The sequence below is a fragment of the Adlercreutzia sp. ZJ141 genome, from assembly GCF_011038965.1.
Lineage (GTDB): Bacteria > Actinomycetota > Coriobacteriia > Coriobacteriales > Eggerthellaceae > ZJ141.
The window spans coordinates 1-14,841 of sequence record NZ_JAAKEB010000021.1 but is presented as its reverse complement, the minus strand read 5'-3'; the positions used below and the strand labels follow the sequence as shown (position 1 = coordinate 14,841).

At 55.8% G+C, this 14,841-nt stretch carries 14 protein-coding genes and 1 other RNA gene; 5 read left to right on the top strand and 10 right to left on the bottom strand.

Features of this window, described 5'->3' with window-relative positions:
- Positions 1–320: 320 nt before the first annotated feature.
- Together G7Y44_RS09025 and G7Y44_RS09020 are read left to right on the top strand one after the other, a co-directional pair.
- Positions 321–863 carry a hydrogenase maturation protease gene (locus G7Y44_RS09025; RefSeq protein ID WP_165249244.1) on the top strand — a complete coding sequence of 181 codons (543 nt, stop codon included), beginning with the start codon at positions 321–323 and terminating at the stop codon, positions 861–863.
- Positions 864–1,116: 253 nt separating this feature from the next.
- Complete coding sequence (locus G7Y44_RS09020; protein ID WP_165045944.1) at positions 1,117–2,271, top strand: double-cubane-cluster-containing anaerobic reductase; 1,155 nt, start codon at positions 1,117–1,119, stop codon at positions 2,269–2,271.
- Positions 2,272–2,471: 200 nt separating this feature from the next.
- Here the strand turns inward: G7Y44_RS09020 and G7Y44_RS09015 are convergent, their stop codons facing one another.
- The 6 genes from G7Y44_RS09015 to G7Y44_RS08990 form a co-directional block, all read right to left on the bottom strand.
- Positions 2,472–3,218: an acyl-CoA dehydratase activase gene (locus G7Y44_RS09015; protein WP_165249242.1), complete on the bottom strand. Its 747-nt coding sequence runs from the start codon at positions 3,216–3,218 to the stop codon at positions 2,472–2,474.
- 28 nt (positions 3,219–3,246) lie between these two features.
- Positions 3,247–3,492: a DUF3343 domain-containing protein gene (locus G7Y44_RS09010; RefSeq protein ID WP_241159239.1), complete on the bottom strand. Its 246-nt coding sequence runs from the start codon at positions 3,490–3,492 to the stop codon at positions 3,247–3,249.
- 3 nt (positions 3,493–3,495) lie between these two features.
- The gene (locus G7Y44_RS09005) at positions 3,496–4,629 is read right to left on the bottom strand and encodes an aminotransferase class V-fold PLP-dependent enzyme (RefSeq protein ID WP_165249240.1); all 1,134 of its coding nucleotides are present in this window, start codon (positions 4,627–4,629) and stop codon (positions 3,496–3,498) included.
- 60 nt (positions 4,630–4,689) lie between these two features.
- Positions 4,690–5,301, bottom strand: coding sequence for a sulfurtransferase-like selenium metabolism protein YedF (yedF, locus tag G7Y44_RS09000; RefSeq protein WP_165249238.1), 612 nt, complete (start codon positions 5,299–5,301; stop codon positions 4,690–4,692).
- 131 nt (positions 5,302–5,432) lie between these two features.
- Positions 5,433–5,708 (bottom strand): DUF3343 domain-containing protein, encoded by a 276-nt coding sequence (locus G7Y44_RS08995; protein WP_165045948.1) that lies wholly within the window; start codon positions 5,706–5,708, stop codon positions 5,433–5,435.
- A gap of 7 nt (positions 5,709–5,715) precedes the next feature.
- Positions 5,716–6,987: a double-cubane-cluster-containing anaerobic reductase gene (locus G7Y44_RS08990; protein ID WP_165249236.1), complete on the bottom strand. Its 1,272-nt coding sequence runs from the start codon at positions 6,985–6,987 to the stop codon at positions 5,716–5,718.
- Positions 6,988–7,556: 569 nt separating this feature from the next.
- On the opposite strand from G7Y44_RS08990, the gene mfd reads away from it, so the two are divergent.
- From mfd to G7Y44_RS08975, 3 genes are all read left to right on the top strand, one after another.
- Complete coding sequence (gene mfd / locus G7Y44_RS08985) at positions 7,557–11,054, top strand: transcription-repair coupling factor (protein WP_165249234.1); 3,498 nt, start codon at positions 7,557–7,559, stop codon at positions 11,052–11,054.
- A 183-nt stretch (positions 11,055–11,237) separates the two neighbouring features.
- Positions 11,238–11,609: a transfer-messenger RNA gene (gene ssrA / locus G7Y44_RS08980) on the top strand.
- A 141-nt stretch (positions 11,610–11,750) separates the two neighbouring features.
- The gene (locus tag G7Y44_RS08975; protein WP_165249232.1) at positions 11,751–12,152 is read left to right on the top strand and encodes a PaaI family thioesterase; all 402 of its coding nucleotides are present in this window, start codon (positions 11,751–11,753) and stop codon (positions 12,150–12,152) included.
- Positions 12,153–12,216: 64 nt separating this feature from the next.
- Here the strand turns inward: G7Y44_RS08975 and G7Y44_RS08970 are convergent, their stop codons facing one another.
- The 4 genes from G7Y44_RS08970 to G7Y44_RS08955 are packed head-to-tail and all read right to left on the bottom strand — an operon-like array spanning position 12,217 to position 14,535.
- Positions 12,217–12,672 (bottom strand): hypothetical protein, encoded by a 456-nt coding sequence (locus G7Y44_RS08970; RefSeq protein ID WP_165045952.1) that lies wholly within the window; start codon positions 12,670–12,672, stop codon positions 12,217–12,219.
- A gap of 30 nt (positions 12,673–12,702) precedes the next feature.
- Positions 12,703–13,167 carry an SsrA-binding protein SmpB gene (smpB, locus tag G7Y44_RS08965; protein ID WP_165045953.1) on the bottom strand — a complete coding sequence of 155 codons (465 nt, stop codon included), beginning with the start codon at positions 13,165–13,167 and terminating at the stop codon, positions 12,703–12,705.
- A gap of 4 nt (positions 13,168–13,171) precedes the next feature.
- On the bottom strand, positions 13,172–14,254 hold the full coding sequence (locus G7Y44_RS08960) for a M42 family metallopeptidase (RefSeq protein ID WP_165249230.1): 1,083 nt from the start codon (positions 14,252–14,254) through the stop codon (positions 13,172–13,174).
- The gene (locus G7Y44_RS08955) at positions 14,254–14,535 is read right to left on the bottom strand and encodes a hypothetical protein (protein ID WP_165045955.1); all 282 of its coding nucleotides are present in this window, start codon (positions 14,533–14,535) and stop codon (positions 14,254–14,256) included. Before G7Y44_RS08955 ends, G7Y44_RS08960 begins: the two co-directional genes overlap by 1 nt.
- Positions 14,536–14,841: the final 306 nt, after the last annotated feature.

Genomic DNA, 14,841 nt, shown 5'->3' with positions numbered 1-14,841 from the left:
ACACCGGCGGCCGCCGTTTCTTGTTAGCATAGGGTAGTAACTTCGCTCGTCAATATCTGGTGGCAGGGTCGATGCTCGGCAGTCCTCGCTTTGGGAAACAGTCCGCTGGATTGTTTCCGTCGCTGTGAATCTATGCGTTTTTGTTCGTCAATATCTGGCAGCAAGGTCGATGCTCGGCAGTCCTCGCTTTGGACAACAATCCACAGGATTGTTGTCGTCGCTGCGGAACTGCGCGTCGCCCCCGCTACCAGATATTGACAGGTGAGGTCAATGCTAATTAAAGGCTTAATGTGAATGAGTGCTTTGGGGAAGGAACGTTAATGGAGCATGCGAGAAGTGATGCTGAAGACGAACAAGATGTCGAACGAGTGTGTGACGTGCGTGTTGCGGTGTTGTTTGTAGGTAACAAGCTCATGCTCGATGATGGCGTGGGGCCGGCCGCTTATGAGCTGTTCTGTGAGCGGTATTCTGTTCCCGAAAACGTGCAGCTCTACGACATCGGTTGCCTGAGTATGGATATGTTATTTGTCGTGGACGAATGCGATGTGGTCATAACAGTGGATGCGGTTGATGGTACGGGTAACCCCGCAGGTACGGTGCTGCGTTTCGCACCTGACGCTATGGCACGACACACGGGCGCTACGGCATCGCTACACGATTTGAAGCTTATTGACTTGTTTGATGCTGCTGCATTGCTTGGCTATGAGGCGCGTGGTCTTTGCCTGGGTATGCAGGTAGAAAATCCTTCTCCCGAAGTTGCGACGGTAGGGCTCACGCCTGCGGTTCATGCCGCACTGCCGCTGCTGGTGGAAACGGTGGCGGCCGAACTTACGCGTCTCGGTTGCTACATAGAGCGCCGGTGAACCTTGTGGTGTAGACGTATGTATCACGTTCCTGTTTCATCTGTAGTTCCCTGTATCTTTGCGTAGAGTGGCTGGCTTTCGCGCGTATAATCGCAAGAGAGCTGTTCGGCTGTTGTTTTCTGCGCGATGGCCGATTCTGCAAAGGCTCCCGCTTTCCAGCTGCACATGCGTGCTGGAAGCCGTCTGAGGCGCGCGACGAAATGGCCGCCCACCTTCATCACATACGTTCATAGAGACGAGAGGAAGTTCTGCAATGGAGCTTGTAAAATCACTGCCTGATGTGTTCGATGATTTTGCCGAGGCGCGTCAGCAGGCGTTTCTGGGAGTGAAGGCCCTGAAAGACAAAGACGTTCCCGTGGTGGGAATCTACTGCACGTATTTCCCGCATGAACTGGCCATGGCGTTTGGCGCTTCGGTGGTTGGCTTGTGCTCGGTGTCGGACGAAACCATTCCCGACGCCGAAAAGGATCTGCCGCGAAACCTGTGTCCGCTCATCAAATCGAGCTACGGTTTCGCCAAAACCGACAAGTGCCCGTTCTTCTACTTTAGCGACCTGGTAGTGGGAGAGACTACCTGTGACGGCAAGAAGAAGATGTATGAACTCATGGCACAGTTGGGCAAGGACGTGTACATCATGAACCTGCCGAACTCGCAGGATGCCGACGCATTGGCTCTGTGGCGCGCCGAGATTGTGAAGATGAAGGAGTACCTCGAGCATAAGTTCGACGTGACCATCACCGAGGAAGCGATCGCTGAGGCAATCCGCGTAAACAACGAGAATCGTCTGGCTATGAAGAAGCTAACCGATGTGATGCTGCATGACCCGGCACCCATCACGGGTGGCGACTTGTTTAACGTCATGTATGGCGTAGGCTTCAAGTTTGACAAGGCTGAATCGACAACTGAGCTGAATGCTATTGCCGACAAGATTGAAGCTGAATACGCTGAAGGCAAAATGCAGCCCAAGAAGCCGCGCATTCTCATAACTGGCTGCCCGATGGGCGGCGTGACCACCAAAGTTTTGAAGGCCGTAGAGGACAACGGTGGCATCGTGGTGGCGTTTGAAAACTGCTCAGGCACGAAGTCGTTCGATCGTTTGGTCAACGAGGATGATCCTGATGTGTACCATGCGCTCGCCGAGCGTTACCTGAATATCGGGTGTTCGGTGATGACGCCGAACCCGAACCGTTATGAGCTTATGGGTCGACTCATCGATGAGTATCACATTGACGGCGTAGTGGAGATGACGCTGTCGGCATGCCACACCTATGCGGTGGAAGCGAAGTCTATTGAGAAGTTCGTAAACGAGGAAAAGGGCTTGCCGTACCTGCAGATAGAAACCGACTACTCGACCTCCGATGTGGGACAACTGAACACGCGCGTCGCTGCGTTCATAGAAATGCTGTAGGGGTTATTCTGCTTATTTGCGTGGCGATATGGCCTGCTGATGAGCGCTGTGTCGTCACACGTGTTAATTCTGCGACTCATTGAGCCGCAGAATGAGGGTCTCGAGTTGCCGTTTTGGACGGTTTCTCGGGGCCCTTCGGTTTCTTCGAGCTTTAATCAGTGCTTATGTGGGCTTTCAGCCTGTCTGAGTACAGGTTGAACCTATTCAACACAGAGTGCTGCGCCGATAGCACCCGCGAATCGAGCGCGTGGGTCGGTGGTTACCGGCGCTTTTAGGTGTGATGAAAGCCGTTCGATGATGTAGTTGTTCTCACACAGGCCTCCGGTGAGGAAATACTGCTCGGCGCTAATCTGAGAAGCGAGTGTGCACACCTTCGACACCACGGATTCGATAACACCGTTGGCAATGTCTTCGCGTGCAGCTCCCTTCCCAATAAGGCTGATAACCTCGCTCTCAGCAAACACAGTACACATGCTCGAAATGGTGGTCGGCTTGCCATTGCGTGCGAGTGCGGACAGTTCGTCTTGAGTGACGGCCATACGGTTGGCCATGATTTCCAGGAACTTGCCCGTACCGGCCGAGCACTTATCGTTCATGAGGAATTTCACCACGCGCCCGCCGCGCAAGTTGATAATCTTGGTGTCCTGACCACCAACGTCGAGCACTGCGCCGTCGCCCCCGAACAAAAACGATGCTCCCTTACCGTGACAGGTGATTTCGGTAACCACCTTATCGGCATAAGGAACAGCCACTCGGCCATAGCCAGTAGCGATAACGGGTAGTTCCTGCACGTCGTAGTCATGGTCCGCGAAATCCGCTGCCACATGTTCGGCGGCGTCGACACTGCTGAATCCGGTTGGGCATACGAGTGTGTAAGCGAGTTCTTCTCCATCGAGTGCGACCGCCTTTGTGGCGGTTGATCCAATATCGATACCAATGCGAATCATGGTTCTCCTCAAAGGGGTGCAGGAATGGTTAATACAAATCGACGGTGTGAACACCTTCGTAATCAAGCTGGTGGGTAGTGCATGCACGAAGCAGTTCGTCGCGTTTGTCGGTGGGCGCGCACCACGACAGGCCACATCCGGCTGAGATCGCCGAGGGAACGGGAATCATCCTGCCGGGTAGGTTGTAGCTGCGGGCAGCCTCTTCGAAGGCCATGGCGGCTTGCGTGGTGGGGAAGGTAAGCACCGCGTGCGGCGTTTTCTTGCGCAGCGCCATAAGCTATTCCTCCGCCGCAATCTCGCGCAGCGCACGCACGGCTTCGTCGACGTCGGCGTCGGTGCTAAACCAGCCGAAGCTAAAACGCACAGCTCCGCGGTCGCTTGTGCCGAGTGCCTCATGCATGAGTGGGGCACAGTGGGCACCTGCACGTGTGGCGATGCCGTAGTCCACAGACAGGGCGTCTGCTACTTCAGACGAATCGTAGTCACGCACGTTCAAACACACGATGGCCGATGGGCTGCCGTCGCCATACACAGTAATGCCGTCGATAGTTGCTACCGCTTCGCGCAGACGTGCGGCAAGGCCGTGCGTGTGTTCGCCGATTACTTCAACCCCTTCGCGCAACACGAATTCGACACCGGCTTTCAAGCCAGCAATGCCATGAGCATTAATGGTGCCAGCTTCCAATGAGTCGGGCATAGTGGTGGGGTGATGCTTGTCGTAGCTGTGTACACCGGTGCCGCCAACCTTTAGCGGGCGGATGTGAACCCCTTTGGCAACGCATAGGCCACCGGTACCTTGGGGGCCATAAAGCCCTTTGTGACCGGTGAAGCACAGTACGTCAATGCCGTCTGTTGTCATGTTAATAGGCGTACTGCCGGCCGTTTGAGCGGCGTCTACAACGCAGAGCGCCCCATGTGCATGCGCCATAGCTGCCAAGCGTGCGATGTCATAGGCCTGACCAGTGAGGTTTGAGGCATGGGTGACAGCAATGAGCTTCGTGTTTTCTTGGAACAGCTCTTCGAAGCGCTCATAGGATAAGGTTCCGTCGGTCGCGATGGGCGCTATGGATAGTTCAACGCCAGCTTCCTCTTGCAGGCGATAGAGCGGCCGAAGGACGGAGTTGTGCGAGGCTGCGGTGGTGATAGCATGGTCGCCTGCGCCTAGAAGGCCACAAAGGGCGATATTGAGCGCCTCAGTTATGTTCGATGCGAAGGCGACGCTCGACGCGCTTGGCGCACCGAAGAGTTCGGCGCACCGAGCGCGCGCTTGATAGACGGTGACACCAGCATCGAGCGAAGCCTCGTGCGCTCCACGGCCTACGCCACCGAATCCGTTAATGGCAGCGCATACTGCTTCGGCCACCTCGGGCGGCTTCTGCATTGTTGTCGCTGCGTTGTCCAGGTAGATCATGAGTGCCTTTCGTGCGTTTGTTGATGCAGGGCGTCATACGGATTGGTGCGGGCGCATCCGTTATGGACGGATGATGGCTCCGGCTTCCATCTGGGTTTCCACGATGACGTACATGTTGGTGGGTTCGCCAACAGCAAGTTTGTCGGACAGCTCGAAGTTTTGTAGGCAGGTGCCGCACGACAAGATAGTCACGCCGGAATCGGCGAGGCTACGCAGGTCATCGAGCGATTCGCTGCCCTCGCACGTAAGCTTGACGCCACTGTTATAGAACAGCACGGCGCTCGGCAGTGTGTCTTGCTGCGTGAGAGCGAAGATGAATCCCTTCATGAGCGTTGCGCCCAGCTTGTCGTCACCTGAGCCCATGAGGTTCGATGAGATGACCACAACCGGCTTCTTTGCCGGCGCAGTCGCATCGGCATCGGCCTCGGGTGCTGTTTGAGCGCACAGCGATTCGGCGGTTGCCGTAATGCGCACGGCGTATTTGGCTTCGGCCAGCTGCTCGCTTTCGGCGGTGCAGCGTTTCTTTGCGGCGAAGTTCTTCAGGTTGGTGACGGCGGTCTCGTTGTCGACAAGTACCTCAAGCGTTCCCTCACCCATAACCTCAAGGGCGTTTTTCGCCTTTACTACAGGAAGCGGGCACTTGTCGCCCAATGCGTCAACAGTCATGTCCATGATCATCAGGTCCTTTCTTCTTGTTGCGGCAGCATAGTTGCGGCCAGGTTTCCATCATTATCGTGCACGGCGCTTTTGTACGCGCTTTTGTATGGGACGTAGAGAATTCGTGCGTCTTGACAAGTAGTGCATCAGCAATAACGATCCCTTGCAGGATCGATAGCGTTTTGTACACGTACAACCCCGTTCGTAGCGATGCCGCGCTCGCTTGCAAGCGCGAGCACGGCATCGGAAGTATCGCAGGGAACCAAAAGCGACGTGCCGCATGACGCGTGCGTGTCTGCTTGGCGTGGTGTGGGCGCAATGCGCGCTTCTACACCAGCTTCTTTGCATGCTTCGAAGAGCGCCCACACGTCGGTGTGCGTTTTCAGAAGCGCGTAACAGCGGACGTTTCGCGAAAGCGGCATTGCGGCTCTACCCCAGCATCTCCACAAATGCGCCGATGCGGGTGCGCAGCTGCTCAGCGTCGTTGTCAGCGTAATCGGTTTCCAGGCTCAGGCACGGAATGCCCTCTTCGGCCAGCAGATCGGCCACACTTTGCTTTTCGATGTTGTACAACGTGCAGAACTTGAGATTGCAGTCGATAACGCCATCGACATGGTATTCCTTCGCCTGACGGACGATGTCCTCAAGACGGCCTGGATTAGGCGTGAAGCATGCGCAGTTATTCTTCATGTAGCGCTCAGATAGCGCCATGAACTGCTCATCGAGCGTGGTGCCCGACTCATCAACCTGGTTCTCGAAGTAACGCGATCCGGTGCACATGTCCTCGCACACCACCACAGCGCCGCTCGTTTCGATAATGTGGTGCAGCTTCCAGTTGGGAATGGCCAGCGGTGTGCCGGTAACCATGATACGCTTGGTGCCTGCCGGGAACACGCCTACGCCGTCGGCGATGCGTTGCTCGAGCTCGTCGGCCAGTTTGTTGGCCATCTCGGCACAGCGAACCGGATCGTCGAAGAAGGCGATCTGAATCATGAGCAGGGCATCTTTGCCACTGATGGGCACCGGATCGGCCTTGCGGCAGTCGTAGACACGCTTGAGCGCTGCACGCTTGGCGTTGATCACCTTGATAGCTTCAGCTAGATTCTCAGGCGTGAGCGTAACGCCGGTTACCTCTTCGACCTTCGCGGCGAAAGCGGCAATTTCTTCCTTCCATTTCACGATGTCGCACGGGCGCTTCATCTGTGGCATGTCCATGATGTAGGTTTCTTTGTCGGCGCCCAGCACCTCGTAGGCTTTCTTCTTGCCATCACACGTGGTTTCGCCCACGTACATGTCGGATACCATGAAGTACGGGCAGGTCTTGCCGAAATGCGCGCCCAGAGACGCCTTGATCAGCGGGCACGTGTCGGAAGGAATGTGCTTCTCGCCATCAGGCACCCAGAATTGCGATCCGCCACACAGGCCGGTGACGGCACCGTTGCAGGCAACAACCACCTCGTCGGGCACGAACACGCAGAACGTGCCGAACACCTTGCGGCCCTCTTTCTTCATCTCGATAAACTCGGCGGGGCGAATGCCATGGATACCAGACACCACGAAATCATAGAACGCCATGTTTTCGGGCCGGTTTTCCTGGGAAAGGTACGTGTCGCCGAATGCTACGGGCAGCGCGTCGCACAGCAGGTCGTGGGTTTCGAGGTCCATACCAAGTTCTTCCCACATCGGATGGTAGTCAGTCATGAGCTTCATCTCTTTCATTGTTGTGTGCCGGGCGTTGCGCATCGTTGCAACTGCCGCTTCGGGCGGCCCCGGGCGTCTCGTCTCGAAATGCAGAAAGTAGGGTGGAGGCACAGGCGTACCTACGCGAGGCTTCCGGCGCAGAATGGCAGCGCCGCAACCACCCGCGCCGGACTACGCAGAATTTGCCGACATGGTGGTAGCTTGCTGCTGCATGCCAGTATAGCCGCATTAAAGGTGCTGTACAGGTTTGAAACGCTCGAAACGAGAAATCATTCACGCTCGTAGTGTCTCATGGTGCTTATGGTTGCGCCAGTTGATTAAGAGGTGGCTGATTAGGCTGATTAAGTTGTGATACGCAGATGATTCGATGCAACCTTTTTAGAAAAGAGCTTCTCCTGTGTGTTTCGTTGTACAATACGACACCTTAAAGCCGCGCATTCGTGCGGCTCTTTGTGCTGTCTTGATACGCTCCGGAATGAAAGCAGGCCGATTTGGTGCCATTCAGGGCTGCGCTGTGTTATCTGAGGCTACTTATCGCGATCCGATGCTTCTCATATGAAAGGACGCTCATGCTCATAGATTCGCTCTCCTTTGTTCTCGAGCAATCAGGTTGTCTTGAGGATTTCTGGGGCAAGCTCGATGCAGGTGATGACGCTTCCATCGGTGTTGCCGCATCGGCGCGTCCGTTCATGGTGGCGGCGCGCTTTGCCGCGCATCCCCAGACGACGCTTGTGGTAGTTGCCGGTGAGGATGCGGCGCTGTCGTTCTTCCGTGGTGTCGTGGCGTATTTGGGGGAGGGTAGAGTACTTCGTTTTCCTGAGCGCAGCGATTATCCCTTTACACCGAAGCCGGCAAACATGCGTCAGGTTGGCATGCGCACTGAATGTATGCATGCACTCGCCTGTGGGCGTAAGGTTGTGGTAGTAGCATCGGCTCGAGCGCTCCTGCGCGCGTTGCCACCAGCTGCAGATGGGGCATGGCAGCCCATAACGCTTGCATCGGGGTGCGAGCTTGCTAGCATGGAAGATGCTGGCTCGCTTTCTGTGTGTGATCTCGACGATTTAATCGACTGCCTTGAGTCTATTGGCTACGCGAACGTAGGCGAGCTTGACGGCCCCGGTACCTTCTGTGTGCGTGGCGGCACTATTGATGTGTTCCCGGGCAATATGGTGTATCCGGTTCGGCTCGACTTCTTCGGCGATGAACTTGAGGAAATACGCCGTATCGTGCCGGCAACTGGACAGACGATATCGACGCTTTCGAGCGTGAATATCTATCCAACGCGTGAGTTTAAAGCCGATGCCGCAGGCATTGCTCGCGCACGACACCGCCTGAAGAATCCTGCGCGCACCAATCCTGCGCTGCGCGATGTACTGGAGAAGCTTGACGGCGGACTTCGCTTCGATGGAGCTGATGTGTTGCTTCCCTACCTGTATGATCGTACCGTTTCCTTGGGTGATTACCTGCCTGCCGAAGCATGTACCGTGCTGATCGAGCCCCGGTCGCTCGTTGATGACGCAGCGCATACGAGAGAGGACATCGAAGGGCGCGCACGGGGCAGCCACATCGCGCTCGATGGACTGTACTTGCAACCTGCAACGCTTAGTTTCGGCACGAATCAGCGTGCGACGTACGTGAGCATCATGACAGCGGGAAGCCAAATCGATGCCGACCTTCCGGTGAAGCGCACCGAAGTGGCGGGGCACCCTGACAAGCTGTTCGGTAGGCTGCGGACGCTGCTCGATGGCGGCAACATGGTGGTGTTGAGTGTGCCGAACCCCCGCGCTCGTCACGACATGAAGCTGGCACTTGTCGATCACGAGCTTCCCATATTAGAGGTTGCTAACGTGGACGAACCTGGTGAACCAGGTGCGGCGAAGCGCAGGTTGCGCCGTGGCGTGGTGAACGTGGTGGATGTGGACGTTCCTTTGGGACTCATCATTCCGAAGGCGCGTTTGGGGATTGTGAGCATCGCTGACACACAAGGCAGTGTCGCACGCGCACATCGTCACATTGACATGACCGAAATCACCTTCCCGTACAAACCCGGTGATTATGTGGTGCATGCTGCCCATGGTGTGGCGCTGTTTAAGGAGCTTGTGCGCCGAGAAGTTGACGGCACCGAGCGCGATTACCTGTACCTTCAGTACGCCGAGAGCGACAAGTTGTTTGTTCCTGTCGAACAGCTCGATCGCGTGACCCGCTATGTGGGACCTGAAGGTGCAAGTCCGCGCCTTACGCGGCTGAACACAAGCGACTGGTCACGCGCGCTTGCAAAAGCGCGTAAGGCCACGCGCAAACTCGCGTTCGACCTGGTAGACGTGTACACGCGGCGCGCGAGTGTGCAGGGTTATCGTTTTTCTGGCGACACGCCGTGGCAGCGCGAGATGGAATCGGCCTTTCCCTACCGCGAAACTCCCGATCAGCTTGCTGCCATTGCCGATGTGAAGGCCGACATGGAATCGGCAAAGCCAATGGATCGCTTGGTGTGCGGCGACGTAGGGTTCGGCAAAACAGAAGTTGCCCTGCGCGCGGCGTTTAAGGCCACGCAAGACGGCAAGCAGGTGATGGTGCTCTGTCCGACCACTATTCTGGCACAGCAGCATTTCGCAAGCTTCAAAGACCGTTTTGATCCCTTCGGTGTGCGTGTTGAAGTGCTCTCTCGTTTCCGCACGCCACAGCAGCAGGCAGCAGCGCTTGTTGGGTTTGCCGCCGGCGAGGTGAGCGTGCTCGTGGGCACACACCGCCTGTTGTCGCGCGATGTGAACCCGCACGATTTGGGACTGGTGGTCATCGACGAGGAACAGCGGTTCGGCGTGGGGCATAAAGAACAACTGAAAAACCTGCGAGAAAGCGTCGATGTGCTTACGCTGTCGGCCACGCCCATTCCCCGTACCATGCAAATGTCGCTTTCTGGTGTGCGTGATATGAGTCTCATTCTCACGCCGCCCGATGATCGCCGCGCTGTTGAGGTACATGTGGGGGAATGGGACCCCGACCTGGTGAGTGCTGCCATCCGTCGCGAACTGGCGAGAGGTGGCCAAGTGTACTACGTGAGCAATCGTGTGCGCTCTATTGAGGAAGCGGCTCGTCGCGTACAAGAGGCTGCTGGCGAGGCGCGTGTGGGAGTTGCGCACGGCCAGATGGCAAAAGACCAGCTGGAGCACGTGATGGAGGACTTCGCCGCTGGAGAACTCGATGTACTGGTGGCTACCACTATCATTGAGAGCGGTATCGACAACCCGCGTACAAATACGCTGGTAATAGAAGATTCACAGCGCTTGGGGTTGGCGCAGATGTACCAGCTGAAAGGGCGCGTAGGTCGTTCATCGGTGCAGGCGTACGCTTACTTTATGTTCCCAGGTAAGGTGACGCTTACCGAAGAGGCCACGGCACGTTTAACAGCACTTTCCGAGCATCAGGACTTGGGTAGCGGTATGCGCATTGCCATGCGCGATCTTGAGATCCGAGGGGCAGGCAGCCTGCTAGGAGCCGAGCAATCGGGAAACATGTCGGCGGTTGGTTTCGACCTGTTCGCGCAGATGCTCGAAGCAGCTGTTACTGCCACGCGTGAAGGCGATCCGAAGGCAGGCGAGGGGTTGCCGCCGGCGCTTTCCGACATTACGGTAAACGTGCCGGGACATGCGTATCTTCCCGAAGAGTACCTGCCCGACACCGACGAGCGTGTGCTGTGGTACCGCAAGTTAGCGTATGCGAGCACGCTTGCTGCAGTTGATGATGTGGAACGCGATTTGATTGCCAAGCACGCCGACATGCCCGCAGCGGCACGCAACTTACTAGCGAAAGCGCGTATTAAGGCGCTTGCCGCTGAGCGGCACATCAGCATGGTATCGGTTGTTGCCGGGCGCTTAGTGGTGGAACCAATTGACGTTCCACGCGATCGTATGACGGCGCTGCGACGCAGTGGTGGGCGGTATATGGCTGACAAACGCAAGTTGCAGCTACCATTACGGTATTTCAAGCTCGAAGAGGGCGATTGCCTATTAGGCCCCGTGTACCGCTTTCTGTGCGAGCTGGTTGGTGAAGAAGGTACGGCAATACGCTGATCGGTGTTGTCAGCAAAGGTTCATCGCGTTTGTTTCAAAACGACAACGTGCATGTTCGTGGCTTGACAAGCGATGCAACCTCGGTAGAATGAATGTTCGTACCCCGGTTATTTCGTGGTACAGGCACGTTGACAAGGTGGAGCCACGCTGTTTCCGCTCGTGTATGGCACAACGCCGATTCATGGGGGCGACTGGTTTCGACATGGTATGTTTGAGATGAGGAGCAGGTCGTGGTCTCCTCGCCACGTTAAACAGGGGTACCGTCAAGTTAATTGGCAAGAACAACACTCAGAGCGCACCTGCGCTCGCCATGGCCGCTTAATAACCGAGCCAGGCTGTCGGCTGCGGGAGGTCCCCGACTCGCAGTTCGGCATCATCTAAGGGGAATGCTCCTTGGTACGTAGTCGGTATGACCAAGGAAAAGATAGAACCGGCTGGGACGCGCCCCGCTTGTTTGTGGGCTTGGGCGCTCCGAGACTCGACCATAAACTAAGCTTGTAGAGCCTCATGGAGAATGTAGTATGGACCGGAGTTCGATCCTCCGCGCCTCCACCACAGGAGAATTAGACGAACTATTTTCATTTGAGGATAGTTCGTCTTTTTTCTGCGAGGTTCCCCTATCACTGTGACAATCTGACCTGTAATCACATTGAGATTCAAGCAGCTTTCTCTGTCTTGAAACGAAAGGAGCCTCTCATGCTTTCAGAAGACATGACTGTAGAGCAGATTTCCGAATACTTCAATGGCGACAAGTTTGCTACTCAGGCGGCCGGTTGCCGCGTGGTGGAAGGGTCGCGCGGACATGCTATCTGCGAGATGGAGCTCGCACCCGTTCATTACAACGCGCAGGGCGGCGTGATGGGCGGTGCTATTTTTACGCTGGCTGATTTCGCGTTAGCGATCGCATGTAACATTGGCGAGGAACCCACGGTGTCTGTGAGCAACACCATCGAGTTCATGAGTGCGTGTAAAGGAACCAAGCTCATCGCCGAATGCTCAGTTGATAAATCTGGCCGCAAGCTGGGATTCTACACGGTTGACGTGCGTGATGACACCGGCCGCGCCGTAGCTCGTATGAGCGCAACTTGCTTCCGATAGAAAAGGAATCGGGCGGCGCATTACGTGCCGCCCGCATGACATACACACGACGTGCGCTTGTAAGCTACTTCTTTAGCAGACTCTTGAAATCGAATGCTTTCATGATGTCATCGTAAGCGCCTTTAAACTCACTCGCTACAGCGGCTCCCTCCTTGAACACGACGTTCATGTCCTTAGTGGCGCTGGCAACACCTTCGCGTGTGATTCCTAAATCGTATTCGTCGATGATGTCTGTTACTCGCACAGGCTCTTCTTCTTCGGCGTAGTAGTACTCAACCTCTTCGCCATCTTCCATGACGATGATACCGATTTCTACATCGTCCTCGTCAACGATGTAACCAACGATGTCGCTCTCATCAAACTCGAGCTCGATGGTTTCTTCTTCATTCGCGCTCTCATCTATTGTGCATTCGTTTTCTTCGAGCGCACTCTCGTTCTCGTCTACCGTGTTCTCATCCTCGTCTGCTATGCTCGTGCTCGTCATTTCATTCTGCTCAAGCTGATCGTTTTCGTAGGTCATGGGGTTGCACTCCTTAACTCATGGGCTTCCCTAGCGCAGGCGCATCTTCATGGCGCGCTCGATCTCGCGCTTCGCATCGCGCTCAGCCATTGCCGCGCGCTTATCGTAGAGCTTCTTGCCGCGACCAATAGCAATTTCAACCTTTACCAGGGAATTCTCTTTGAAGTACATCTTCGTGGGAACGAGCGCCATACCCTTCTCGGCCGTTTTTCGCTCCAATTCGCGGATTTCCCTACGGTGAAGCAGTAGCTTACGCTTGCGATCGGGGTCGTGGTTGGCTATATTGCCGTTCGAAAACGGCGGGATGTGAACACCATGCAACCACACTTCGCCATGCCGTACGAGCGCGAAGCTGTCGGTTATCTGACAGTTGTTCTCACGAAGCGAGCGCACCTCGGTTCCCGTCAGTTCGATGCCGGCCTCAAAACGCTCGAGCAGCTCGTATTCGAACGACGCCTTTTTGTTTTTCGCGATAAGCTTTTGTTCCCGTTTCATAGGGTTACCGATTGCTGTTCATGCCGGGAACGAAGCACGTATTGCTGTCAAGGTCGCGAACGAAGCGCACCAGCAAACGTACTGTGTTCTCAACGTCGTCAAGGCAAACCACCTCGGTGGGGGTGTGCATGTAGCGCAGCGGTACCGACACAAGCCCCGTGGGAATGCCTGAGCGCGTTACCTGAATAGCACGTGCGTCGGTGCCGGTAACGCTTGGCTCAGCCTCAAGCTGATAGTCGATGCCTTCTGCTTCGGCGGCAGCCACCAAGCGATCAAACACGACGGGGTTGATATTCGGACCACGGGCAATCACCGGACCCGAGCCGCAGACGATCTTGCCGTACTTTGACTGCTCGATACCCGGATAATCGGTTGCATGTGTCACATCAAAGGCAACTGCAACGTCGGGGGCAACCCCATAAGCCGAGGTCATAGCTCCACGGGTGCCAATTTCCTCCTGCACAGTTGCCGCCATAACGAAATCGCCCGGCTGACGCTCGTCGGCGCTGGCCAGCTCTTCAAGCACGCGAGAGAGAATCCATACGCCGCACTTGTCATCGAAGGCGCGCGAGACAGCCATGTTCTCGCCGATACGTTCGTAGCCCACGCCAAACGTCGCCGTGTCACCAATGCGAACCGACGCCTTCACCTTATCAGCGGGCAGACCCAAGTCGATAGCCAGCTGGTCGATGGGAGTAACGTTTTTGCGCTCATCGGGCTTAATGAGGTGTATTGGCTTTCGTCCAACTACGCCGCGCAAATCGCCATCCTTGGTATGTACGTCAACGCGAAGGCCCGGCAGAATGGCAGCGTCAACCCCTCCCACGGCGGCAACGGACAGAAAGCCCTCATCCGAAATGTAGGTGACCATAAGGCCGATCTCGTCCATGTGTGCGGCCATCATCAAAGACGGTCCTGCACCGCGTCCTTGCAACAGGGCGTGAACTGACCCCATGGTGTCCGTTCGAACCTCATCAGCAGCAAGACCGACATATTGACGTATGATGTTGGCAATAGGAACTTCTGATCCTGTTACCGACGGGGTTTCCAGCAGCGTTTCTAAATATGCTTCATGTTCGTTTTCCATTACCAGTACTCCTTCCTCTGCGCGCGCTTGCGCGTTGGCGCCGGTGCGCGGAAATCGAGTTCAAGCTGTTCATTGCACGAGTTCGACACCGTGGTCTTGCGGCTCACGCGATCGATGGTGTAGGACACCGCTTTCTTTCCGTAAAGCTCGAGCATTTTAAGCCGGGCATCGCGCATGTTACCCTTTGATCCCGCCCGCGAATTGCTCTCAAATTCGAATAGGCCCTTCGCGCGGTTGTCCGACGCCTTGGGGGAAGAGTAGTGTGCGATGTACGTTTGCATGAACAGTTTGAGCTTCCTCGGGACTTTCCCGGACTGCGGCTTCTTGATCGATCGTGATTCTAGCACGCCTACCTCGCGCGCACCCGTCGCATTCGAAACGCTTTGGAAATGAACAGGGAAATGAACAGGCGAAGGAGGGTAAAAGGAAAGGGCGTAAAGCATGTGTGTGAGGTGGTATACCCGTCTTTAGGATTTGACACCAGAATTCTTTAGGATTTTCGACATACGCTTATCTGTAAAAACCAGCCAATGAGCTGGTCTTTTTGTATATTCTGTGGAGGATTGACAAAATACTTCAAAAGGGTT

Excerpts from the sequence above, each read along its gene's own strand:
- G7Y44_RS08960 (WP_165249230.1), bottom strand. The coding sequence starts at position 14,254 with ATGGAAAACGAACATGAAGCATATTTAGAAACGCTGCTGGAAACCCCG.
- G7Y44_RS08955 (WP_165045955.1), bottom strand. The coding sequence starts at position 14,535 with ATGCAAACGTACATCGCACACTACTCTTCCCCCAAGGCGTCGGACAAC.
- G7Y44_RS08990 (WP_165249236.1), bottom strand. The coding sequence starts at position 6,987 with ATGACTGACTACCATCCGATGTGGGAAGAACTTGGTATGGACCTCGAA.
- smpB (WP_165045953.1), bottom strand. The coding sequence starts at position 13,167 with ATGAAACGGGAACAAAAGCTTATCGCGAAAAACAAAAAGGCGTCGTTC.
- yedF (WP_165249238.1), bottom strand. The coding sequence starts at position 5,301 with ATGGACATGACTGTTGACGCATTGGGCGACAAGTGCCCGCTTCCTGTA.
- mfd (WP_165249234.1), top strand. The coding sequence starts at position 7,557 with ATGCTCATAGATTCGCTCTCCTTTGTTCTCGAGCAATCAGGTTGTCTT.
- G7Y44_RS08995 (WP_165045948.1), bottom strand. The coding sequence starts at position 5,708 with ATGCCGCTTTCGCGAAACGTCCGCTGTTACGCGCTTCTGAAAACGCAC.
- G7Y44_RS09005 (WP_165249240.1), bottom strand. The coding sequence starts at position 4,629 with ATGATCTACCTGGACAACGCAGCGACAACAATGCAGAAGCCGCCCGAG.
- G7Y44_RS09020 (WP_165045944.1), top strand. The coding sequence starts at position 1,117 with ATGGAGCTTGTAAAATCACTGCCTGATGTGTTCGATGATTTTGCCGAG.
- G7Y44_RS09010 (WP_241159239.1), bottom strand. The coding sequence starts at position 3,492 with ATGGCGCTGCGCAAGAAAACGCCGCACGCGGTGCTTACCTTCCCCACC.
- G7Y44_RS09015 (WP_165249242.1), bottom strand. The coding sequence starts at position 3,218 with ATGATTCGCATTGGTATCGATATTGGATCAACCGCCACAAAGGCGGTC.
- G7Y44_RS08970 (WP_165045952.1), bottom strand. The coding sequence starts at position 12,672 with ATGACCTACGAAAACGATCAGCTTGAGCAGAATGAAATGACGAGCACG.
- G7Y44_RS08975 (WP_165249232.1), top strand. The coding sequence starts at position 11,751 with ATGCTTTCAGAAGACATGACTGTAGAGCAGATTTCCGAATACTTCAAT.
- G7Y44_RS09025 (WP_165249244.1), top strand. The coding sequence starts at position 321 with ATGGAGCATGCGAGAAGTGATGCTGAAGACGAACAAGATGTCGAACGA.